At 24.8% G+C, this 23,600-nt stretch carries 24 protein-coding genes and 1 other RNA gene; 15 read left to right on the plus strand and 10 right to left on the minus strand.

The genetic code is table 4. The annotated features are described in order from the left end of the window. Nucleotides 1–12 precede the first annotated feature (12 nt). The gene (gene rpsT / locus UUR8_RS01575; protein WP_004025931.1) at nucleotides 13–267 is read right to left on the minus strand and encodes a 30S ribosomal protein S20; all 255 of its coding nucleotides are present in this window, start codon (nucleotides 265–267) and stop codon (nucleotides 13–15) included. Nucleotides 268–467: 200 nt separating this feature from the next. Between rpsT and rnpB the strand changes: the two genes are divergently transcribed. Continuing rightward, an RNA gene (rnpB, locus tag UUR8_RS03565) (RNase P RNA component class B) lies at nucleotides 468–831 on the plus strand. Nucleotides 832–872: 41 nt separating this feature from the next. On the opposite strand, the gene UUR8_RS01580 is transcribed toward rnpB, so the two are convergent. Genes UUR8_RS01580 through UUR8_RS01600 form a run of 5 tightly spaced genes read right to left on the minus strand, consistent with a single transcriptional unit; the run spans nucleotide 873 to nucleotide 4,097 of the window. Then, nucleotides 873–1,313: a GNAT family N-acetyltransferase gene (locus tag UUR8_RS01580; protein ID WP_004025793.1), complete on the minus strand. Its 441-nt coding sequence runs from the start codon at nucleotides 1,311–1,313 to the stop codon at nucleotides 873–875. After that, entirely contained in the window at nucleotides 1,291–1,866 is a 576-nt protein-coding gene (gene tsaB, locus UUR8_RS01585; RefSeq protein WP_004025752.1) for a tRNA (adenosine(37)-N6)-threonylcarbamoyltransferase complex dimerization subunit type 1 TsaB, read from the minus strand. The genes UUR8_RS01580 and tsaB overlap by 23 nt, the downstream gene beginning before the upstream one ends. Then, nucleotides 1,859–2,758, minus strand: coding sequence for an RluA family pseudouridine synthase (locus UUR8_RS01590; protein ID WP_004025639.1), 900 nt, complete (start codon nucleotides 2,756–2,758; stop codon nucleotides 1,859–1,861). The genes tsaB and UUR8_RS01590 overlap by 8 nt, the downstream gene beginning before the upstream one ends. Nucleotides 2,759–2,760: 2 nt before the next feature. Further along, entirely contained in the window at nucleotides 2,761–3,552 is a 792-nt protein-coding gene (locus UUR8_RS01595; protein ID WP_004025594.1) for a lipoprotein signal peptidase, read from the minus strand. Next, nucleotides 3,552–4,097, minus strand: a complete 546-nt coding sequence (locus UUR8_RS01600) for an inorganic diphosphatase (RefSeq protein WP_004026197.1) — start codon at nucleotides 4,095–4,097, stop codon at nucleotides 3,552–3,554. The genes UUR8_RS01595 and UUR8_RS01600 overlap by 1 nt, the downstream gene beginning before the upstream one ends. A gap of 159 nt (nucleotides 4,098–4,256) precedes the next feature. On the opposite strand from UUR8_RS01600, the gene UUR8_RS01605 reads away from it, so the two are divergent. From UUR8_RS01605 to UUR8_RS01640, 9 genes are all read left to right on the plus strand, one after another. Next, complete coding sequence (locus UUR8_RS01605) at nucleotides 4,257–4,661, plus strand: hypothetical protein (RefSeq protein ID WP_004026089.1); 405 nt, start codon at nucleotides 4,257–4,259, stop codon at nucleotides 4,659–4,661. 27 nt (nucleotides 4,662–4,688) lie between these two features. Beyond that, entirely contained in the window at nucleotides 4,689–4,862 is a 174-nt protein-coding gene (locus UUR8_RS03695; protein WP_004025996.1) for a type 1 glutamine amidotransferase family protein, read from the plus strand. Between the two features lie 144 nt (nucleotides 4,863–5,006). Then, nucleotides 5,007–5,252: a type 1 glutamine amidotransferase family protein gene (locus UUR8_RS03570; protein WP_004026010.1), complete on the plus strand. Its 246-nt coding sequence runs from the start codon at nucleotides 5,007–5,009 to the stop codon at nucleotides 5,250–5,252. Nucleotides 5,253–5,334: 82 nt separating this feature from the next. Continuing rightward, nucleotides 5,335–10,062 carry an FtsX-like permease family protein gene (locus UUR8_RS01615; protein WP_038100165.1) on the plus strand — a complete coding sequence of 1,576 codons (4,728 nt, stop codon included), beginning with the start codon at nucleotides 5,335–5,337 and terminating at the stop codon, nucleotides 10,060–10,062. A gap of 114 nt (nucleotides 10,063–10,176) precedes the next feature. Continuing rightward, complete coding sequence (nusA, locus tag UUR8_RS01620; protein ID WP_004026168.1) at nucleotides 10,177–11,553, plus strand: transcription termination factor NusA; 1,377 nt, start codon at nucleotides 10,177–10,179, stop codon at nucleotides 11,551–11,553. An 11-nt stretch (nucleotides 11,554–11,564) separates the two neighbouring features. After that, nucleotides 11,565–11,816, plus strand: coding sequence for a YlxR family protein (locus UUR8_RS01625; RefSeq protein ID WP_004026061.1), 252 nt, complete (start codon nucleotides 11,565–11,567; stop codon nucleotides 11,814–11,816). A 38-nt stretch (nucleotides 11,817–11,854) separates the two neighbouring features. After that, on the plus strand, nucleotides 11,855–13,699 hold the full coding sequence (gene infB, locus UUR8_RS01630) for a translation initiation factor IF-2 (RefSeq protein ID WP_004025555.1): 1,845 nt from the start codon (nucleotides 11,855–11,857) through the stop codon (nucleotides 13,697–13,699). 7 nt (nucleotides 13,700–13,706) lie between these two features. Continuing rightward, nucleotides 13,707–14,057, plus strand: coding sequence for a 30S ribosome-binding factor RbfA (gene rbfA, locus UUR8_RS01635; protein ID WP_004025839.1), 351 nt, complete (start codon nucleotides 13,707–13,709; stop codon nucleotides 14,055–14,057). A gap of 6 nt (nucleotides 14,058–14,063) precedes the next feature. Continuing rightward, nucleotides 14,064–14,474, plus strand: coding sequence for a hypothetical protein (locus tag UUR8_RS01640; RefSeq protein ID WP_004025774.1), 411 nt, complete (start codon nucleotides 14,064–14,066; stop codon nucleotides 14,472–14,474). Between the two features lie 46 nt (nucleotides 14,475–14,520). On the opposite strand, the gene UUR8_RS01645 is transcribed toward UUR8_RS01640, so the two are convergent. From UUR8_RS01645 to UUR8_RS01660, 4 genes are all read right to left on the minus strand, one after another. Then, entirely contained in the window at nucleotides 14,521–15,603 is a 1,083-nt protein-coding gene (locus UUR8_RS01645; protein ID WP_004026036.1) for a hypothetical protein, read from the minus strand. A gap of 77 nt (nucleotides 15,604–15,680) precedes the next feature. Next, nucleotides 15,681–16,376 (minus strand): M48 family metallopeptidase, encoded by a 696-nt coding sequence (locus UUR8_RS01650; RefSeq protein ID WP_004026151.1) that lies wholly within the window; start codon nucleotides 16,374–16,376, stop codon nucleotides 15,681–15,683. A gap of 12 nt (nucleotides 16,377–16,388) precedes the next feature. Next, nucleotides 16,389–18,188, minus strand: a complete 1,800-nt coding sequence (gene lepA / locus UUR8_RS01655; protein ID WP_004026092.1) for a translation elongation factor 4 — start codon at nucleotides 18,186–18,188, stop codon at nucleotides 16,389–16,391. A 118-nt stretch (nucleotides 18,189–18,306) separates the two neighbouring features. Next, entirely contained in the window at nucleotides 18,307–18,966 is a 660-nt protein-coding gene (locus UUR8_RS01660; RefSeq protein WP_004026075.1) for a LemA family protein, read from the minus strand. Nucleotides 18,967–19,114: 148 nt separating this feature from the next. Between UUR8_RS01660 and UUR8_RS01665 the strand changes: the two genes are divergently transcribed. The 5 genes from UUR8_RS01665 (at nucleotide 19,115) to UUR8_RS01685 (ending at nucleotide 23,595) form a co-directional block, all read left to right on the plus strand. Further along, entirely contained in the window at nucleotides 19,115–19,480 is a 366-nt protein-coding gene (locus UUR8_RS01665; protein ID WP_004025872.1) for a hypothetical protein, read from the plus strand. 3 nt (nucleotides 19,481–19,483) lie between these two features. After that, nucleotides 19,484–20,257: a TrmH family RNA methyltransferase gene (locus UUR8_RS01670; protein WP_004025621.1), complete on the plus strand. Its 774-nt coding sequence runs from the start codon at nucleotides 19,484–19,486 to the stop codon at nucleotides 20,255–20,257. Continuing rightward, nucleotides 20,241–21,185 (plus strand): DNA polymerase III subunit delta, encoded by a 945-nt coding sequence (holA, locus tag UUR8_RS01675; RefSeq protein ID WP_016829173.1) that lies wholly within the window; start codon nucleotides 20,241–20,243, stop codon nucleotides 21,183–21,185. Before UUR8_RS01670 ends, holA begins: the two co-directional genes overlap by 17 nt. Nucleotides 21,186–21,342: 157 nt before the next feature. Next, complete coding sequence (locus tag UUR8_RS01680; RefSeq protein WP_004025814.1) at nucleotides 21,343–22,611, plus strand: hypothetical protein; 1,269 nt, start codon at nucleotides 21,343–21,345, stop codon at nucleotides 22,609–22,611. Continuing rightward, a complete protein-coding gene (locus UUR8_RS01685) occupies nucleotides 22,612–23,595 on the plus strand; it encodes an ECF transporter S component (protein ID WP_004026545.1) in 984 nt (327 codons plus the stop codon). It abuts the gene before it with no gap. Nucleotides 23,596–23,600: the final 5 nt, after the last annotated feature.

Raw genomic sequence — 23,600 nt, forward strand, 5'->3', positions numbered from 1 at the left:
AAATTTATAATTTTATGCAACAACTTGTAAATTTGCCTTAAAAGCTTTTGCAGTTCTTGATTTTAAACGGTTTGCTTTATTTTTGTGAATAACACCTTTTGAAGCTGTTGTATCAATTACTTTGTAAGCTTCATTTAGTTGAGCTTGTTCATTTGAACTTCTTGTTTTTTTAACAATTGTTCTTAATTTAGACATTTTAGCATGATTTTCTTTACGTACTTTTTGCGTATGTCTATATGTTTTTTCATTTGAAACAATATTTGCCATATACTCGCCTCCTACCTAATAATTGAACTCTAAAGTTTATTTTTATGCTTGAATATAACTTGTTTATTATACCAAAAACAAACGAAAAGATATTTAAATATTTTATTATAAAATAAAACAACTCTCATTTATTTTAGTAGAAGATACTAATTTATTAGTTTTATAAAGTTTTTAATTCTTTTGGTTTATACTTTAATGATGTAAAAAGCTAATTGCTGCATTTTTAAATAAATGTAGAGGAAAGTCCGTGCTCACACTAACTGTGATGTTAGTAGTGTTTGTGTATGTATAATTAATAAAGCATAGCATAGGCGTATGACGGCGAATTTTTTAAGCTAAGTAATTTTCTATTATATGTTTAAAAATTCACAAAGTGCCACAGAGACGATTAATCAAGAAATTGATGAGATGAAACGTTGGTAAACCCCACAAGTGAGAAACCTAAATTTTGGTAAGGGAATCTAATTTAGTAAATTAAGAAATTAAATTAGGATAGAATAAACTTTATTCTATAGATAAATAATTAGCACTACATTTTTGTAGAACAGAACACGGCTTATTTTTACATGCAAAAACCACCTCTTAAACAAGGGGTGGTTTTTTATTTATTGCGTATTATATTTTCAAATCATTAAAATAGCATCAGAGTTATCGGCATAATACTTTTTACGAATACTTTGTTTTATAAAACCCCGTTTTAAATAAAAATTCAAAGCATTTTCATTAATACTACTTACTTCTAATAAAATGTTTTGTTTTTTTTGTTTTAATAAATCAATTAAAACACTACCTACTTTTAAATTACGATAATTTTCATCAACACCTATTTTTAAAATTTCATTAAAATCAATGGTTTTCATATAAATTAAATAACCAATGTTTTTTTGTTCATATTCAACAATTACAATTTCATAATTTGCATCATTAAACATTTGATACAAACTTGCTATTGAATAAGCATCATTTAAAAAAAACTTATTTTCAAAAATAGCGATATCATTTAAATCATTTTGATTAGCAGATTTAACTAAGAGGTTTTTTAACATAATTTAAATCAAAATCTAAAATATTAGTTAATTTAAAATTATCAAATTTTAAGTTATATATAAGATTATGATAATCGACTTGATTAGCATCAATTATTGTTAATGATGTATTTTTTAATTCTATTTGTAACTGTTCATTAGTAATGATTCTATAATCGCTTTGTATATTATTAATAATACTTATTGTATATGATTTATTACCCTTTGCGTCTAAATGAACAAAAACATTGTTTTTATTATTAGCAATAATGTTTAAACTATCATTAATAAATAATTTGATTTGATTGTGAGTTGTACAAATTGTTTTAGCAACAATTGCGCCAACACGCACACCAGTAAATGAACCAGGACCAATATCTAAATATATTGCATCTAAATCTTGGTATTTTAAGTGAACAGCTTTTAATAAAGCAATAATGTGTTCGACAATGATATCTGTAAGATTGTTATTTGTCTCAACAATAATATTAGCTAAAATTTTAAAATTTTTATAAATTGCTAAAACGCATTTTTTTGATGTAACATCGATAAATAATTGATATAGACTATTCATTTGTTTTTCACTCTTTAATTAAATTTATAAATTCATTTGGCATTAGTGTTTTAAATTCGACTATTTCATTAGTTGATGGATGAATAAAACTAATATAAAAGCTATGTAAATATTGTTCATATGGAGTTGTATGCTTACTGATTCCATATAAAGGATCATTATAAATAGGATGATTAATATGACGCATATGGACACGAATTTGATGAGTTCTACCAGTAATAATACTTACTTCAACAAGTGCAGTATTTTGATATTGTTCAATCACTTTAACAATACTAATTGCTTCTTTAGCATTTTTAGCATCACCTGTTTTCATTCGTAATTTATCTTGATAACTATGACCAATTGGTTCATTAATCATAAAATGTAAATGATGCATATCAAAACGATTATGAACAATAGCATAATAAGATTTTTTTACTGTTTTTTGCATGAATTGTTGTTGTAAACAACAAAGTGCTTTTTGGTTCTTGCAGATAACAATTAATCCAGATGTATTTTTATCTAAACGATGTGTAATATAAAAATCATCAGTTTTTAAATAATGTTTTAAAGCATTTGCTAACGTATTTTGCTCTTGAAAACTAGTTGGATGAACTAACATACCAGAAGGTTTGTTAATCACTAATAAATCTTGATCTTCAAACACAATTTCTAATGGACATGCAAATGGTAATAATTCTTTTTGAGAGTCAATTACACATTGTTCATTTTTAATTTCAACACTATCATTTTTTTGTAATAAATAACTTTGTTTAGTAATGATATTGTCATTAACTAATACTAGATTTTGCTCTAACATTTTTTTAATTGATGTTCGCGAATAATCAGTAACTTCTACTAAAAATTTATCAATTCGTTTCGGTGATGTTAAAGAATATAATATTTTCATTTTTATGGTTTTTCTAAATCATCATATCCAAATGGTTTATTAGATACTTCATTAATTTCTAAATCATTTTCATCAGCCGCTTTTTTTGTAGTATCTTTAGTGTCATTATCACTTTTTCATTTGATAATAAAACCAATAATTAAAATAACAACTAATACACAAACACCAACTACAATATAAACATCAAAAAGATTAATTATACTATTGACAAATTTTCAATAATCAACAACACCATTAATAACGTCATTGCCTCCACCAACACTATTAGGATTAATAAGGCTATTATGAAAAATATCTGGTAGTGCTTTGTATAATTCTAATTCTGGAATTGAACGATCAATAATATTTCCTAAACCGCCAAATAATAAGAAAAGCAATGGAGCGTAATGATAAGATTTTTTTAAAAAAATAAATGATAAAAATCCTAATATAATAGGAATTGATTGTAAAGCATAAACAATTCCACTATTGTTATTAATTCTTCCAAGAGCAATCCCATTGTTTAATGTAAAATGAAAAATAGGACCATGATAGATTTCTTTAGTATTAATAACTAGATTAATAGCTCATTCACGAACTAAAAAACCAGACAATAACACAATTAAAGCAATAATAATAAAATTAATTATTTTATAAAAAATAACATCTAATGTTGTTATCGATAAAAAGTAATCACGAACGCCTTTATTATCTATTTTTAAAATAATTTTTTTAAAAAAATTAATTTTTCTAAGTGATTCATTAAATTTTTTAATTGTGATATAAAAATTTGAATTTGTAATTTTTTCAAACATTATTGGCTATACTTTTCTGGACGTTGTTTCATCATTTTTGATACAAATTCATCTTTTTTAAGATGACCATGCTCTTGCATTAAAGCAACACATTCTTCATATTCTTTTTGAGCTCATACTTCATCTTCAAAACCTAAAATCTCAACTTTTTTGTTTTGTAAGTTTTTATAGTTTTCAAAGAAATCTTGAACTTCTGCTAATCAATGTAGTGGAATATCTTTAAAAGTATTAATGTGTTTATAACGTGGATCAACATCAATAACTGCTAATAATTTTGTATCAGTTTCTCCACCATCAATCATTTTCATTGCTCCTAAAATACGTGCTGGGACTTTAATTCCTGGTTGAAATGCTTGATCTGCAAAAACCAAAACATCTAATTCATCACCATCATAATCTAATGCTTCTTTTAAAAAACCATAATTATGTGGATAAACCATTGAACCATATAAAATTCGATCCACTGTAATTTCTTTAGTTGCACGATCATATTCATATTTAATATTTGAGTTTTTTGGAATTTCAATAGTTACATTTAATTTCATACTACCTCTTCTTTATATTCGTTTAATATCTTTGTTAATATTCTATAATTATATTATGTTTAATTTATTTTATATTTGATAAAAGTAATTCGTTAGCAATATGAAATATTTTGAAAGTAGGTTAGTTATCTTTAAATAAAAAGAGTGAGGTTTTAAAAAGTGAAAGAATTTTCAAAAAATAAAACGTACAATAATTTTAAAAACCATAAAAGTCCCTTACGTGTAGTTGAAGGGATTGTTCGTGAAATTAAAAATAATGAACTTCAAATTGATTTTGTTGATAGCTATAAAAAAGGTATTTGTAAGTTTATTAATTTAACAGATTATAATTGAAACACAATTTCTTCACGTTTTTTAATTAATAGCAAACACTTGTTTTTGATTTCAAAATTTGATCCCACTCGTCGTGTTTATTGATTAAATTATAAAATTATTCATCCAATTGAAATTAAGAATAAGCGACGTTCTTATCCAACTTTATCGCACGATCGAAATTTACGAATTTTTTTAACTAATTTATTAGAAAATGAAGATAAAGAACACAATAACCACGAAATAAACTAAAAATTATTTCAAAGGAGATGATTACATATGAATAAGATGGTTGGGATCATTGTTCCTCAATACGCTAATGATTATGAATTAGCAACTTTTAATTTATTTTTAAAAAAGGCTGGATTTTATGTGACATTGATTTCACTAACTAAACAGTTGATTATTCAAATGCAATCGATGAATAAAATTGTTTGTAATGAATTAATTTAAAAATGTAATCTTTCAAAATTTAATTTTTTAATTTTAATTTCATCACAAAATCTAACACTACAAAAAATTATTAAAACTTCATTTATTTTAACGCAAAGCCAAAAAATTCCTAAACTTAACAAATTTTTAAATGATTTTTTTAATTTGAAAGAAGATAATAAATATTTAATCGCAATTAATGATGCACCTTTATATTTAAATGAGTTAAATTTACTTAAAGATTTTAAGTTTACATGTAACAATACTCTTAATAAAAAACTAGGTAAAAATTGTTTGTGTGATAAAAATATAGTACAAGATTGTTGTTTAATTACTGCTAATGATTCCATCTGTGCTTTAAAGATTGTTGAAATCATTACAAATACCATGTGTGAAAATAAACAAAAATAATTTGTTAAAAAAGTATAATTTAACGTAACTAAAATTAAAAAAAAGACTTGCTAAAAGTACTTTTTTGTTTAAAATTATTACTATGTTTAAAAATTTAATTAAGAATGTCTATCGTTATTTACTAAAAAGCAAAGCCTCTTTTATAGGTCTTTGCCTTTTATTATTTGTGTCAATTTTTAGTTTTAGTATGTTAACAAACCTTTCTAAAACACTAACACGATCATACACTAATTTAGTTAATAAGCAAAAATTACATGATATTACTGTTAATGAAAGTTATATTGAAGATCAAAAAAGTGTTAAGCAAGCACAATTTAATAAACTTTTAGGTGAATTGAAATTATTTTATGCACTACAAGGTTTAAATTTTGATTGAACTCGTTCAAATTCATTAATTGTTAATTCTACAAAAGATGATATTACTTATAAAATTGTTGAATATTCAACAAATAAGCAAATTAACACGTTTGATGAACAAACAATTAAACGTTTAGTTGCTAATAGTTTTTTTGATGTTGATTTATATAGTATTTTAAATAATGCTAAAGCTGACGTTATTGATTTAATTAAAACTAAAAATTTTAATACTAACCTTATTGTTAATAATTTAAAAGAGTTAGAAGATAATCCAAAAATTAATTTAGTTAAATTAAACAAAGTTGATAATTATGATGTTAGCAATAGCCAACAAGCACGTCTTTATTTATTAAAAAATATTGTTTATGGTGCATGACCATCAAAAACAAATAGTTTATATACAAGTTTTAAAAAAGCTTATGAATATAGCTTAGAAGATAAAAACTATGATCCTTTAGTTGGTAATGTAAAACTAAATAATAAAACTAATTTTGATGCTTTAGAAGCCAAAAAAATTAGTACCCAATTTATTTTAATGCTATATCCATCAAAAAAAGGTATAAGTTTAAATGGTAATGTTAATACTGTTGTTAAAGGGCATCGAATAACCTTTAGTTTTGAACCTGCTGGTATTCCTATTCCAGTTTATTTTGATGTTAAATCAGCATATACACTAGTTGGTTTAGGTGCGTTTTTATCTAGTCATAACAAACAAAAATATCCAATGGATTTATGACAAAAAGCTTTAGTTGAACATCAAGACCAAAAAAGTTTTGAAAAATGATTTAATAGTTTAGATGAAAAATATATTGTTCATATTGATAATACACCTTATCTAATTTTAGATAGTGGAATTACACCTGATTTCATGTATCCAATTATTTCATTTACATCTGTTATTCCTAACCCTAAAAAAGAAGGTTTAGTATATGCTAATTTAAATGGATATGCTCGTATTCATGATGCTTTTAGATCGAACCCAGCTGAAAAGAATTTGCAAATTCGGATTACTAATCAAAAGCATGAAGCTGTTGATATTAATACTTTAAAAAAGATTACTAAAGATTTAAATGATCGAATTAAAAGAGAAAGTATTATGAATTGACCAACAAGCTTGGATGCAGCATATTTAAAAGATGATACTAACAATCATATTACACCAAGCCCACTAAGATTAGTTTTTATTGATAAAATTACAAGTACAATCCAAACATTTAGTATTCTAATAACTTTATTTATTTTAGTTTTAGCTGTTTTTGTAATCGTTATTATTATTAATCGTTTCTTAGCTCAAAACAAAATCAATATTGGAATTTCAATTGCCAATGGTGTTGCTCGTTGAAAAATTATTTTAAGTTTTGGTTTTATTGGATTAATTCCATGTGTTGTTGGCGGGTTGTGTGGTTATTTAGTAGCTTATTTTACGCAAAATTTAGCCGTTAGTATTTTTAGTGAATACTGACTAATTCCTACAGCTTTAGAAGGTTTTGATTTTGGTGCTTTAATAACAGTTATTGTTTTCCCATTTTTACTATTTTTTGCTTTAATAGCTATTTTAGGATATTGATCAGTAAGAAAACCGCCAATTAATTTAATGCGTGGTACAGAAACATTTAAGATTTCTAAAATTGTTCATGTTATTAAATTGCCATTTAAATACATGAGTGGTTTTAATAAATATTTAATTACCCTATCATTTTCATCGATCACAAGAATTATTATTTTTTCAATAATGATTGCTTTATCATTTGGATCAATCATGTTCTTAACTGGAACAAGAGGAAAAATTAAACAAACGACAGATGCAACATTGCAAACAAAAAAATATCGTTATGGAATCGATTTAATAACACCAACAGATCAAGGTGGTCAATATATCTCTTTAAGCACAAATCAGATTGGTTCAACATTAAGTGATGAAAACAACCATGAATTAACCCAAAAATACGAAAGTAGTGATTATAAAGATTTTATTAATTCACCATTATTTAAAAATTTACAAAACTTAAAATTAATTGGTGCAAAAGATGATCAACGTCGAACTTATGACATCAACTATATTGCCAATGCTTTCCAAGTTAAACAATTTTTAGATTTTAATTTTGGTTTTGGAGATATTAATAGTGGTAGTTCAAGTAATCCATGAAGCATTACTAAATCATTAATTCCTGAAAATAATTTACAAATTTTAAATGAAACTTATAAAAAATGAGGTTCAAAACTAATTAATGATCATAGTATTTTTTCCAAACAACTTATTAAAAAAGGTGTTAATGAATTAGCTTATGACAACTTAAATATTCGTAATAGTTATGACCCAAACGAATATTTTAATCCTTTTGAATTTAAAGATATTATTAATACACATTTAAAACAATTTGATAAATCACTTTTAGATCAACATGTGTCATATGAAATTTTAGTGCGTGTACACAACAACTTATTTAATTATAAAAATATTTATGGCAAATTAGTTTTTAGAAAAAACGAATGAATCATTTATTTTGAAAATAGTAATTTTAGTATTGGTGATCAAAACTTTATTAGTGGAATTTATTATAAAAAATCTAATGAACAAGATTATGATTTAGATCATCATATTTTTAAAAATGTAGATTTAATTTATGATGAAATTTATTTTGAACGAAATCGAAAACAAAATTATCAAAAATTAATTTATCAAACATTTAGTTCATATTTTAGAACACGTTTTTTAAAATATGATCCAGAGGGTAATTTCAATTATTTATTACCACTAAAATATTTTAATGCAACAATTGTTAGAAAAGAGTTGTTACAAAACGCAATTAATAACGAAATCATTTTTAAAAATGAACAAAATAAAATAACTAAAAAAATTAGTTTTAAAAATGATAATGATCTAGTTATTACTAAAATTAATGATGCAACTTATGAGATTAAAAATGTTGTTAATAATCAAATTTATATTTATTATCCAAGACAAATTAAGCGTTCTTATAAAATTGATCCAGCCAAAGCTACTAATGCAATTAAAACTGGATTATCTGTTAAATTAGATAATGATTTTATTAATTTAGTATTATTAACTCATCCATCAATTAATCCATCTTACACTGATGTTTGATCAGGTATTACATTTAATATGATTGGTTTTGATTATTTAACAAAAAATAATAAGACACAATTAAATGAATTTGATGAACCATACATTTGAATTGATGCGCAAATTAATAAAATTAACAAGCAAAAATATGAAGAAGCTAAAAATCCTAAAATCATTGGAATTATTAAAAATTCAAAATTAGTCCATTTATTATCTAATAAAAAACAAATTAATCATTTATTGTTTAATGAAAATGATGAACAAGTAGCAATTATTAATCGAGTCGCTGCAAAATATTACAATTTAAAAATAGGTGATCATTTTAGTTTTGTTGCTAATAATCAAACAAATCGATATACAAAAGATTATGTTAAAAAACAAATTACTCTAAAAGTTGTTGGAATAATTGATACTTACCAAGAAATTGAAATTTATACTGGAATTAAAAATGCGGCACAAATTTTAGGAATGCATAGTTCGCCATACGCTGATAAATCATTGTATGAAGGATATGATGGTGCTTTTAATGGAATCTTTACAAACAAAAGCGATCCAGCGATGCTAACACGGATTATTTCTATTTATTCACCATCTGGTTTATATCCTGTTTCAGAAATATGAAAAAAAGACGCAGCAACAATTGATTTAATTAAAAATATTTTAAGTGATAAATATTCAATGTATGAATTAAATAATAAATCAGACCCTAAATCATTAGTTTTAAGTTCGCGTTTATCTTTAACAAAAGCTTTAGGTTATAAAGATTTTAACACACTTAAATTAGACGCTCGTAATATTTATGATGAAAACCATAACTATTTAGGATTAAGAAATGAACAAGCTCAAGCTGAATGAGTAATTGATAAATTAATTAGTATTTATGGACGTGATACTTACTCATCAACTTTAAAGAATGTTGAAGTAGTAGATGTTTTATTTGCAGTTTTAGAAACTGCTTCAAAAACAATTCAAACTGTAGAAATTGTTGTAATCCTTTTAATCTTATTTATCATTATCTTAGTTCTTGTTTTAATGTCAATTAATTCATTATCAGATATATTAAAAGTTGCTAAATTATTAAAAAACATGGGTTATAATGATTTAAAAAATGCACAATTATTCTTAATGGCCTTTTTACCCCCATTAATTATTGGATCAATTATTTCAATTCCATTAGTTGTTTTAGTAATGCAAGCATTTAGTGAAATGATTTTCAATAGTTTAAATGTTTTATTAACAACCGGTTTTATTTGATGACATTTTTTAATTATCTTATTAATTGTTGCGATTATTTTATTGATAATGTGAGCAATTGCTATTCGCATTTTAAGGACATCAAATATTGCTGATGCAAGTAAGCGTGGTTAAAATTAAAAGATAATACTAATATATTTGTGTTATAATATTTTTGATAAATGAAATGTAAGTGAAATGACAACCTTCAATGGTTGTCATTTCTTGTTTATACGAAAGGTTATGAAAATGTCTAATTCATTTAAATCAAAAGAATTCATTGAATATTTTAAAGATACAGCTAAACAAAACGAAATTGAACTTGAAGTTTTATCATCTATTATTAAAGAAGCTTTTGAAAAGACTTATTTACGTACTCATCCAGGTGAAAATTTTGAAACAAATATTAATCTAAAAGAAGGAACAATTAATTGTTTTCGAAATTTAGTTGTTGTTGAAAATGAAAAAGCTCATAATGAAGATTTAGAAACATGCTTAGATGACGCTGTTGAAATTTTATTAGATGATGCTCGTAAAATCAATGCTAATGCTCAAATTGGTGATACTATTAAACAATATATTTTAATTGATGATTTTAAGAGTATTGAAGTTGGTCAAATTGGGAGTTTATTACGTCAAAAAATCACAGAAATTCATAATAAAAGAGTGGCTGATTTTTGAAAACCATCTTTAATGAAAATGATTCGTGCAAAAGTTGCTGAAATCAATTACAATAAACAACGTAATGAAATTACTGGTGTAAAAGTTGAATTAGATGACCAATGAAAAACATTAGGTTATTTAAGTCGTAAAGATCGTATTGGTGATGAAAAATTTAAAGTTGGTGAAACTTATGATTTCATTATCAAAGAAGTTAAAGAACAAAGTCGTTTATGACCAGTTTTATTATCAAGAACAGAACCAGAATTAGTTGAAGAAATTTTAAAACGTGAAGTTGTTGATATTAAAAATGGTAATATTGAAATTAAAAAAATTGCTCGAATTGCTGGTTTTAAAACTAAAGTAGCAGTAAGCACTAATTTATTAAATATTGAACCAGTAGCTGTTGTTGTTGGAAACAAAGGTTTAACAATTACATCTATTTCTAAACAATTAAATAATGAACGAATTGATGTTATTCGTTATGCTGATGATAAACGTATTTTTATTGCTAATGCCATTGGTTTAGATAAACTAAAAGGTCTTTTAGTACAAGAAAATGAAAGTGGTCAACGTTCTGCTATTGCGATTGTAAGTAAAGAAGATTTACCAAGTGTTATTGGTCGTGGCGGTGCTAACATTCGTCTAATTGCTAAAATTACTGAATGAAATATTGATGTTAAAACAATTGAACAAGCATTTGAAGAAAATGTTGTATATGAAAAATTTGATGAAAAAATTTATCGTTCATGAAATATTGAATCAATTAATAAAAAGAATGTTACAAACGATGAAATGCTAGCTTTAATTGATAATATGCAAGATGAAAAAGTTGAGAAAACTGAACAAGTTAAAGATCAATTAAAACAACAAGAAAAACAAACTATTGTTTCAAATAATGATGATAGTGAAAACGATGATGAGCAATTAGAATATCTTGAAGGATTTGAGGATTTTAAATTCTAGTTTAATTCATTATGGCAATGAAAGTTAATCAAAGAACTTGCATTTTTAGTAAAAAAAAATATCCTAAAAATGAATTGGTTCGTTTTGTCATTATTAATGATGAATTAATCTTCGATTTAAATCATTATCGTGGATATTATTTAAAGATTCAAAAAAATATGAATCTTGAAAAATTGTATCAATTTTTAAAAAAACGTTTTATGATTAAAAACGAAGAACAAGTTTATCAGATTTTAAAACAATTAATTCAATCATTAATTTAAAATATATACTAAGAATAATAGAAGTAAGAGGGAAAAATATGGCGAAAAAAAATATCAAACAAAAAAAAGATAATCGGATAGCAATTGATGTAAAAAAACACATTAAAAAAGTTGATGTTGGGGTTTTTGGTGGTACGTTTGTTTTCACATCACCTCTTAGTATTGCAGAATTAGCACCAAAACTAAATAAAAGTGCAAACGAAATTATCATGCGTTATTTCAAAAAAGGTGTTGTTTATAATTTAAACACCATTTTAGATGAAGAACAAATTGGTGAATTATGTTTAGAATATGATTTAGATTTTAAAATTGAAAAAAATGTTAATACAGAAAATCTTTTAGAAAATATTGCTTTTGATGATTTAGAAGCCGATTTAGTTGCTCGTGCACCAATTGTAACAATTATGGGACACGTTGATCATGGTAAAACAACTCTTTTAGATACAATTCGTAAATCATCAGTAACAGCATCTGAAGCTGGAGGGATTACTCAACACATTGGTGCTTACCAAATTCTAAAAGGCGATAAACCAATTACTTTTATTGATACGCCTGGCCATGAGGCCTTTACTGAAATGCGTGCACGTGGTGCAAATTTAACAGATATTGTAATTTTAGTTGTTGCAGCTGATGATGGTATTAAAATGCAAACTGAAGAAGCGATTGATCATGCTAAAGCTGCTAATGTACCTATTATTGTATTTGTTAATAAAATGGATAAATATGAAGCAAACCCTGATAAAGTTTTAAACCAATTAAGCGCTAAAGAAATTGTTGCTGAAGAACTTGGTGGAGATATTGTTTTTGTTAAAGGATCAGCATTAAAAAATGAAGGCATTTTTGAACTATTAGATTCAATCTTATTAATTGCTGAACTAAATGATTATAAAGCTAACCCTAATCGTTTAGCTTATGGAACAACAATTGAAGCAAATTTAGATAAAGGTCATGGTCCTCTTGCTACTTTATTAGTTCAAAATGGTACCTTACGAAAAGGTGATTATTTAGTTGTTGGATCAACATATGGAAAAATTCGTAATATGTTCGATGAATATGACAATGAAATTGAAATGGCCTTGCCTTCAAAACCAGTTAAAGTTTCTGGTTTTGAAGAAGTACCAACAGCTGGTGATAAATTTTTAGCATTGGCTGATGAAAAACAAGCGCGAGCGATTGCTAATGATGTAAAACAAAAGAAAATTCGTTTAGAACGTTCAATGTTGCAAAGTTCTGATATTCGTGCCAAAATTGCTAATGGTGAATTAAAAAATATTAATTTAATTATTAAAGCTGATGTTCAAGGATCACTTGAAGCACTAAAGGGTATTTTTAATAGTATTAATATTGAAGGTGTAACAACAACACTAGTACGTAGTGCCATTGGAACAATTAGTGAAAGTGATGTACGATTAGCCCAAACTTCTGATGCGATTATTATTGGTTTTAATGTTCGTGCTAATCGAATTATTAAGGATTTAGCTGATTCAGTTGGCGTACAAATTATGAATTATGACATCATTTATAAATTTAAAGAAGATTTAGAAGCATGAATGAAGGGAACTTTAGATCCAATTATTGTTGAAGAAGTTATTGGTGAAGCAAAAGTTCTTAAACTATTTAAACATAGTCAAGTTGGAACAATTTGTGGATGTCGAGTAATTAATGGTAAAATTAAAAGAAATGCATTAGTTCGTGTTTTACGAGATGGCATTGTCATTTATAACTCAAAAATCGCTACTTTACAACACAATAAAGATAGTGTTAATGAAGTCATTGCTGATAAAGAATGTGGACTAACAATTGCAAACTTTAATGATGTTAAAGAAAATGATATTATTGAAGTTTATGTTAAAGTTGAAAAAAATCATGATGAGGTTAAGTAAATAAAATATGGCAAACGAAGTTCGAGTTGCAAGGTTGGAATCTTTAATTAAAGATGTTATTAACAATGCGTTAGCAAATGAAATTAACGATAAAATTGCGAAATTAGCACGTGTAACTGCAGTGCGTTTAAGTAATGATTTATCAGTAGCAAAAATTTTCTTAGATGCTCACAAACGTGAAAGTATGCCTAAGGTTTTAGAAAATGTTAATAAAGTTAGTGGTTTATTACGTTCAAAATTAGCTGCTGAATGAACTAGTTATAAAGTACCAGAATTGCGTTTTGTAATTGATGAAACAATTGATTATGCTAACCATATTGATGAATTATTTAAAAAGATTAAACAACAAGAAAATTAATAACTAATGTTAAAAAAACAAAATAAAAATAAAGAACAATACTGATTAGAAAAGCATTTACGTCAAAAAAAGGGTTTGATTGTTTCTTGATCAATTATTTTTAGTATACTAGTTTTATTATCAATTGGTTTTGGCTTGATTTTACATTTTTTTGATTCAACTAATTTAAGTATTCAACTAAGTTTTATTGTTAATGTAAATAAATACTTAGTTGATGTTACTAAAATACTAGTTTATATAGGTTTTGGTTTAATTTATTTACCAATTGTCTTCTTATTAGGTTGTTGGATTACTGGAATTAATGGTGTTCATGAATCGCTATATTATCATATATTTATTTGGGCGTTTTATTTCATTAGTGTTATTTTATTAATTATTACCATTTGTTTAAGTATTGCAACACATATTTATTACTAAAAAAAGATAGGAGCTTAAACCCTATCATTTTTTAATGCCAATTATTTTATATTATAGGTTCATTTGGTGGACCCATTTCTTTTGTTAATATTTTTTTATTAGTTAATTGATTTGTTAAATCAATGTCATTAATCATAATTGATACAATTTTATATTCAGCATCATTTGCTAATTGCTTTGCAGTCAGTACGATTGTTTTTTCACCATGAATAACTGTTAAATTATCTTTTTGATGATTAGAGCAAATAGTTATAATTGTTTTAGCATCATTCTTTTTTCTTAATTTAATAACAATTGATGGATTATTATCACGATCAAATAAATCTAATTTATCAAAAAATAATTTAATGCTATAACCAAAGCTTTGAATTAAATATTCAATCTTTTTTAAAGATAATTCATCGTTTTTTGTACTAAATTCTAAATCGCTAAGTTCGTTTGCATTTATTAAATGCTCTTGGTTTTTAGCATCAATAATACTAGCTTTTTTAAGTTTATAAGTTGCATCTTTTTCAAGTGCTTCTAGTTTTAAATTTATTTTTTTCTCTCTTACTTCTTCTTCATAAAGTGGCATTTCAAAAATTGTTGGTTCTTGCTTTGTTTCTTGATTTTTAAGTTTAACATCAAATTCTAGCTTTAATTTAATTTCAGAATTGTTTGCAAAACTAACAAAACCATAGTGATTTAAATCTACTTTAGAAATATCTAATTCAATTAATTGTTTATTTTTAGGTACACCAACATCTTGATCTTTAATTTTAAATAAAAAAGGTTTAGTACTAGTAGGCGTTGTTAATTTGTGATTGTTTTTAATTTGATCATTTTTTAAGTGATTAGTAATTTCAGGAGATTTTTTTGAATCAGGTTTTGATGTTTGTACGACTTTAGAACTTGATGGATTATCGTTTTTTTCTTTGCCACTATCTTTTTTATCTTCTGGTTTTGTTATTAAATTTTCATCGTTTTTATTATTAGGTTGTTTTTTATAATTTGATTGTACTAATTCTTGTTTAGAATTGTGATTGTTTTTATTAGTTTTTTGACAAGAAGATAAAATGCTAACTGATAATATACCTACTATTCCAAAACCAAATAGGGCGTATATTTTTTTATTTTTTTGTTTAAACATTTTAGTTCCTTTCATTTTTTAAGAGTTCAAATGAGAATCAATAAAATATATCATAAATTTATTTCAATTTTTCAAAATTAGGATTTAAGCTGTTTATTATAGATCTTTGCATTTTTGCAATATTTTAAAACAAAATCTCAAAAAGAGTTTTGATGATGTTGGTATTTTATATGTGCTAATTCATGAATAACAACATATTGAATAATTTCTTGATCATAATGCACTAAAAAATATGAAAGTTTAATGATATGCTTTAATTTATCATAAACACCTCATCGACTTTTATAAAAACCAAATTCATATTCTTTTGCAGCTAAATTAGTTATATTTTCAGCATTTTTAATGATTTGTGAAAAAATGATTTCAGCCAAGTATTTTAGAATTTTTTGATAAATTAATTTTGAATTAGCTAAATTTTGGTTTTGATCATAAATATAAATAATTTGTTTTTGAAGATCAAATTCACAATGAAAATCATTATTTACTAACTTAATAGTTGAAAATTTTGTTCCTAATAAAATGATTCAATTTAAATGTTGTTCATCATATTTAATTCTTTTTAAATCATTTTCATATAGTTTTAAAATTTTTAGTTTATTGTTTATAACAAAATCTTGAGTAATATCAACTAATGTTAGATTATTAATCAAACAAACAATTTCATGATTAATAATCTTGATTTTAATGTATTTAATTTTTGGTTGTAAACAAACTTTAACAATAATCTTTTTTTGATTAATTTCAAAATTTAGATCTTTGACAAAATTCAACATAAATAATTGGTATTAGTTTTCACTTAAAACTTTAACAAATGCATCTTGTGGAACATCAACATTTCCAATTGCTTTTAGACGTTTTTTACCTTCTTTTTGTTGTTCTAGAAGTTTTTTCTTTCTTGAAACATCTCCACCATAACATTTAGCAATTACGTCCTTACGTACTGCTTTAATAGTTTCACGAGCAATAATTTTTGATCCAATTGAAGCTTGGATAGGAATTTCAAATTGGTGTTTTGGAATCACTTCTTTTAATTTTTCGCAAATAATTTTTGATTTACCATAAGCAAAATCACGATGTGCAATAATACTTAAAGCATCAACTTTATTACCATTTAACATAATATCAATTTTAACTAATTTTTCAGCTTGATAGCCAATTAGTTCGTAATCCATGGTTGCATATCCTTTAGTAATTGATTTTAGTGAATCAAAAAAACTATACATAATTTCAGCTAATGGCATTTTATAAATTAATCGTCGTCTTGTACCATCAATAACTTCTAAATCTTGGTAAGATCCTCTTCGTGATTGACACAATTCCATAATAGCACCAACATAATTATCTGGTGTAATGATTGCTAATTTAACAAATGGTTCTTTAATTGCTTTAATATTAGTTGGTTCTGGCATTTTAGCAGGACTATCAATACTAATTTCTTGATTATTTGTTAACTCAATTTTATAAATTACTGAAGGCGCAGTTAAGATTAATTCAATATTAAATTCACGCGCAATTCGTTCACGAATTACATCCATATGTAATAATCCTAAAAATCCACAACGAATTCCAAATCCTAGCGCCTGTGATGTTTCATATTCATAAGTTAATGCAGCATCTGATAATGAAATTTTAGCCATTGCTTCTTTTAAATCATCGTATTGACTAGTATCAATTGGATATAGACCACAATAAACCATTGGTAAGATTTTTTTATAACCTGGTAATGGTTTATCAGCAGGGTTATTAGCATGGGTAATTGTATCCCCGACATTAATATCTTTAACTGTTTTAATAGCAGCAGCTACTCACCCAACTTCTCCAGCTACTAATTCAGTTTTATTAACAATTTTTGGTGTTCTAATTCCTAATTCGCTAACAATATAGTCTTTATTGTTGGCCATCATACGAATTTTATCACCAACTTTAATTGTTCCTTGTTTTATACGAACTAAACAAACAACACCTTTGTAAGAATCGTAGAAAGAATCAAAGATTAAGGCTTGTAATTTAGCATCATCATTAGCATCTAATGGTGGTGGTACATGTTTAATAATTGCTTCTAGTACATCTTGAATGTTTAAACCTGTTTTTGCTGAAATTAAAGGAATATCTGATGTATCTAAACCAATAACATCTTCAATTTCTTTTTTAACACGATCAGGATCTGCTGATGGTAAATCAATTTTATTAATGGTTGGCACAATTTCTAAATTGTTTTCTAATGCTAAATAAACATTAGATAGCGTTTGAGCTTCAATTCCTTGTGCAGCATCTACAACTAAAATTGCACCCTCACAAGCAGCTAAACTTCGCGAAACTTCATAAGTAAAATCAACGTGTCCTGGAGTATCGATTAAATGAATTAAATATTCGTTATTATCTCTAGCATGATATTTAATTTGCACAGCGTTTAATTTGATAGTAATTCCACGTTCACGTTCAATGTCCATAGAATCTAAAATTTGGTTTGTCATTTCACGTTTACTTAAAGTATTTGTAAATTCAATAATTCGATCTGATAATGTTGATTTACCATGATCAATATGGGCGATGATACTAAAATTACGGATGAACTTTTTGTCCATATAATAACCACTCTTTACTTTTTTAAAAACATTATTATATTTTAAATTATTTTAAAGTAATAAAAATAAAAAAACAACTCCAAGAAAGAGTTGTTACATAGTTTTTAGTTATTACATATTAAAAATCAGATAATGATTTCATGCTAACATCAGCACGTTCTTGTTTGCTTGCAGCATAAATTGGGAAAGTGTCAAGTTTTAGTTTGGCAGCAACAATAACAGTCATGAATTGGAAAATCATAATGTTTCAATCGGTCGCTCTTGAATTATAAGCACGACGTGATGAAGCAATTTCATTTTCTAAATAACTTGATGTACTCATTAATTCCATTAAAATATTTGATGACTTTAAATCTGGATAACGTTCAAATTGTACATTAACTAAATTTTGAAGTTTACTTAACACTTCTTCATTTTTGTTAATATCACTTGACATTTGAACGCTACGATTTTTAGTTATTTCATCCAATACTTTTTGTTCAAATTTATAATATGATTTAGTTTGTTCGATCATTTTATTTAATAAATCAAATCGTTTTGTTTGTGCTACTTGAATGCTTGATGATGCTTCATTAACACTATTTTTAGTTTGGATTAAATGGTTTTTTGTTTTAAATCATCAAATTAATAAAAAAATTCAACCAATAATTGTAATAATTGAAAGAATTACAATGAAAATATATAATGCTTTTTCACCACTTGAAGCAGTTGCTATTTTTCGTTCATTTGATACGTTTGGACTAATTCCACTTGGATCTTGTTCTTTTCATAAATCCATAATTTTGTTTTTACTCCTTATAATTAAATAACTTTAAGAACTAATTAAAATTATATAATATAACAATAGTAAAAACTTTTCTGACATATTTAGTATATAGAAAATATTTACGCCAACACAACGCATTTTATAGATAAAAGGAGCAAGTATGGAAAAGACAATAATTCAATTAGAATTTAACGAAGAAGAATTAGCATCAATTAAAAAAATCAAAGAGAAAATGGATCCTAATAACAATTTAGAGTTAAATGTTTTTTTAAAGGATTTAATTAAGGATTTAGCTCGTGATTATTTAAATTTCTCAAACCAATCATTTGAAAATATTGCTAAACAAATGAATGATTTAAAAGATTTGATAGGAAATATGGCTAACGATCCTTCAAGTTTTGATTTTAGTTCAATGATGAATGAATTCCAAAAATATAATAAATCACAAAAAGATGATGAACAAGAACAAACAACAAAAAGTGATAAAGAAAATAAATCAACAATTAAACCAACTAAAAAATCTTAATTTATGTTAAAAGTTATTACATCTAATAAAAATGAAGACATTATTCATTTTTATAATTTAATTCATGATAAAAAATATCGTGAAGCTAATCAATTATTCATAATTGAAGGCTTTAAATTATTAGATGAAGCCTTACAAAATCAACAAACAATTGTTGCAATTATCATTAATGAACGTGTTTATGATAAAGAATTTGAAACGATTTTCAAATATACTTTATATGATAATGTTCAAATTTATAAAGTTAGTGAAAATGTTATTAAAAAACTTTCTGTTAATATTGACCCAAGTCCAATTTTAGCTATTGTTAAAATGAAAGAAGAAACATGTGATGTTAATGATAATGTTTTGTTATTAGATAATATCCAAGATCCAGGCAATTTAGGAACTATTTTGCGAACTTGCTTTGCTTTTAATGTTAAACAAGTTATTTTCAATAATTGTGTTGACTTATATAATGCTAAAACCATCAAAGCTAGTATGGGAGCCATTTTTAAAATTAATTTTTTACGTTTTAATAGTTCTAAACTAACTTTAGAATTTTTATTAAAAAACAATTTTTATTTAATTGCTACTATTTTAGACAAAAATGCAATTTCTTTAAATGAATTAAAAATTAAGCAAAAATATTGTTTGATGGTAGGGAATGAAGGGCATGGTTTATCACAAAATTTTATTGATTATGCTAGCATTAAAACAATGATTAAAATGAATCAAACAGAATCATTAAACGTCGCAGTCGCAACAGCAATTTTTTTATATGAACTTAATAAATAAAGACCTTTTTTTGATTATTAGCGATAATCGTTTGAAAATTCAACAAAAAATTGATGAAATTACAACCACTTTTGATGAATTAGTAAAAATTGATGAGCAACAAATTTCATTGTTTGCTTTTAAAAGTATTGTTGAACAAAGCGATTTATTTAATGCTAAAAAAATTTATTTGTTTAAAAATGTTAATTGGTTTGAAAGTTTAGAACAATTAAAAAACGTTCAAGATTTAATTGATTATTTTTTTTCTAATCATATTCCAATCATTATCACAACTGAACTTACAAAGATTTCAACAGCTAAAAAAATCCAAGAAATAATTGCAAAATTTGGACATCAAATTACTTTTATTTCATATTCAAACAAAAACGCTGCTACTTTTTTAAAAGATGAATTAAATGAACGCCACTTACATTTAGATAAATTAATAGTAGCAACTATTATTCAAAAAACAAATTTTAATATTAATTATTTAAACAATGAATTAAATAAGTTAGAGCTAATTAATGATTCTTTAAAAAATGTAAATTTAGTTGATATTGATAATTTTATTTGTGATTATGGCGATTATCAAATTTTTAGTTTACTAAATCTTTTATACCAACAAAAAACAAAAGAATTAATAAATTTAATTAATAAAATGTTAATTGATAAAATTGATGAAGTTACAATAATCAATATGATGGCGACAATGATGAGCACGTATTATTTAACTAAATATTTAGATGAAAAAAAATATGATAAAAACTTTATAACTAACTCTTTAAATCAAAAACCTTTCGTTGTTAGTTTAAATTTAAAACTAACTAAAAATTATTCTGCAAAATTTTTATATAAAAAGCTTTGCGAACTTTTAAATTTAGAAATTAAAATTAAAGAAAACAAAATTGATAAGTATTTTGGATTAATGAACTGAGTTTTAAATTTTTAATGTTTAAATAACATAGTATAATTTTAGATATATTTAACATAAAGATAAAAAACTATATTTAGATTTGTTAAAATTAATAGACCAAATTAAATAAAATGATATTGAGTTATGTGTTAATTCAATGTATTTTATTTTAGATTAAAGAGGTGGTTATTAGATGCTAAATGCAGAATTATCAAGTGCACAAAAAGATTTATATAATTCAATTAAGTCATATTTAAATGTAATTTTTTTGAACCAAAAACTAAATTATGCCATTAAAAACGATGATGATTATCGAAGTCAATTAAATAAAGTAATGAACATTTTTGAATATTATGAAGATAATTATGAAATTGCAAACAAAAACTTTCATAGTTATTGACAAGCTTTCAAATCATATGCTCATTATGAAAAATTAGTTGATAACTTTGATGATTTTGATGATTTAAAAGATATTGTAAGTGGTTTAAAGATTTATGTTTTAAATACATTCCAAGTAGATTTAGAACAAGAATCTCAAAAAATTGCTGATATTGACTTCAAATATGATGAAAAAACACAAGCATCAATGGGTTTTTATACAACTGATGATCAACAAAATAGTTCGAATCCAACATATGAAAATGTTAGAGCAGAACCTGTTAGTGAAGAAAATTATTCAAATAACGCTTATCAATCAGCTTCTGATTTTACAACAGCAAACATTGACAATTTAACAAATATGGTATTTAGTGCTCGTGTTTTAAATGGTGAAATTTATTTATATGAGACAAAACCAAAAGTTATTCCTTTTTTAAAATATCTTTTCTTTGCCATTAGTTTAGCTTTAGTTTTATTTACAGCTCTAACATATGCTTTCTTAATGGATTTTGGCACACATATGTTAACTGTTGTTAGTGTAAATGGAATTACACATATTGTTCGTTTAACTTCACCAACCTTTCCAACCCAATTAGTCATATCGTTATTTATTATGATTTATGCTGGATTGAATGCTTTTAAAAGAAAGATTAGTGAAAACGAGAAATTCCATTTCAAAAATTTTATTTGGATTATTTTATTTGGTGCTTTATTAGTTGTTGCTCTAGCAAATATTTTTACTGGTAATTTAAGATTTTCAAGCAATTCTTTTGATGAAATGTTTCGTCAAGCACAAATCAATGATGTTTTAGCTAATTTATCAAGAAACAATGACTTTAGTTTTGATTACTCACGTTTACAAAGTGTTTTCTATGGCTTTAGCATTAGTCAAATTTTAGTGTTTTTGGTTATTATTTTAGGAACAATTTTAATTATTATTACTTTCATTTTAAATCCAAAACGTGATACTCAAAGAATAAAATTATTACTACAAGAAATTCATGATGATATCTTAACTGGTAAAATCGATCCTAATACATATTTAAGAACAAAAAATCCTTTTAGAGACTTATTTGGTTTTTAGATGAATTCAAAATTTAAATTTAACTATAATATAGACAATAAATTAGCGTTATCATTTACAAATGAATTAATTGCTAACAAAAAGCAAAAAATTAAAAAAAGATTTTTGCTTTTTTTATTCCCCTTTTACCCTTTAAAACTTTTTAAAACAATTAATTTAATTGTTGTTTTTGCTGTTTTAGTTGCTATTCGTTTAGGAATGGGATTTTTACATATTAAAATACCAGGATTTAATATGGTTATTTCTTTTACATGAATGGCATTAATGGTTTTAAGTTGGTATTTTGGACCATTAATTGGAATTTTTGCTGGGTTCTTAGTTGATACTTTAGCATGATTGATTAGTGGTGGAATTTGGTTTTGAATGTATGCTATTCAAGAACCAGCGGTTGGATTTATTGCTGGGTTTTTAGGATCTGTAGTTACACTAAGAAAAAAAACTAAACGACCAATAATTGATCTAATAGTTAATCAAGTCTTTATTCTGTTTTTTAGTATATTGACATTATTTATGATTTTAACTTTAGTTAATGATGGAAAAAATTCTTTATTTAGCATTCTTAAAAAACGTGATAAAGAAATTAATGAAGATTGAATTAGTATTTTTAAATATTTAGCAATTGCTTTTTTAGCTACATTTGTTTTACTTGTCGAAGCTTTTGTTATCATTTATTATTTACGTAATAAAAATCGTTCGAAAGTACAATTAGTTAATTTTATTTATTGTTCATTATTAGCGATTTTTTCTACAATGTTATTTTCATTTGCGCTAGGACCTTATGTAAGTGTAGCGTATTTAAAATATATAAAAGTTCCAATTACGAATTATTTAAAATATGGTGTTAATTATTATTTATTACCACGTATCATTAAAGAAAGTATTAAAACACCAATTTATATCATTTTATTATCTTCAATTATTAGTGCATTTGATTATGTTTTTTTAAATATTAAACAAATTAATATGCACAAATGAAAGCATTAAAAAAT

The organism is Ureaplasma urealyticum serovar 8 str. ATCC 27618, assembly GCF_000169535.1.
GTDB lineage: Bacteria > Bacillota_I > Bacilli_A > Mycoplasmatales > Mycoplasmoidaceae > Ureaplasma > Ureaplasma urealyticum.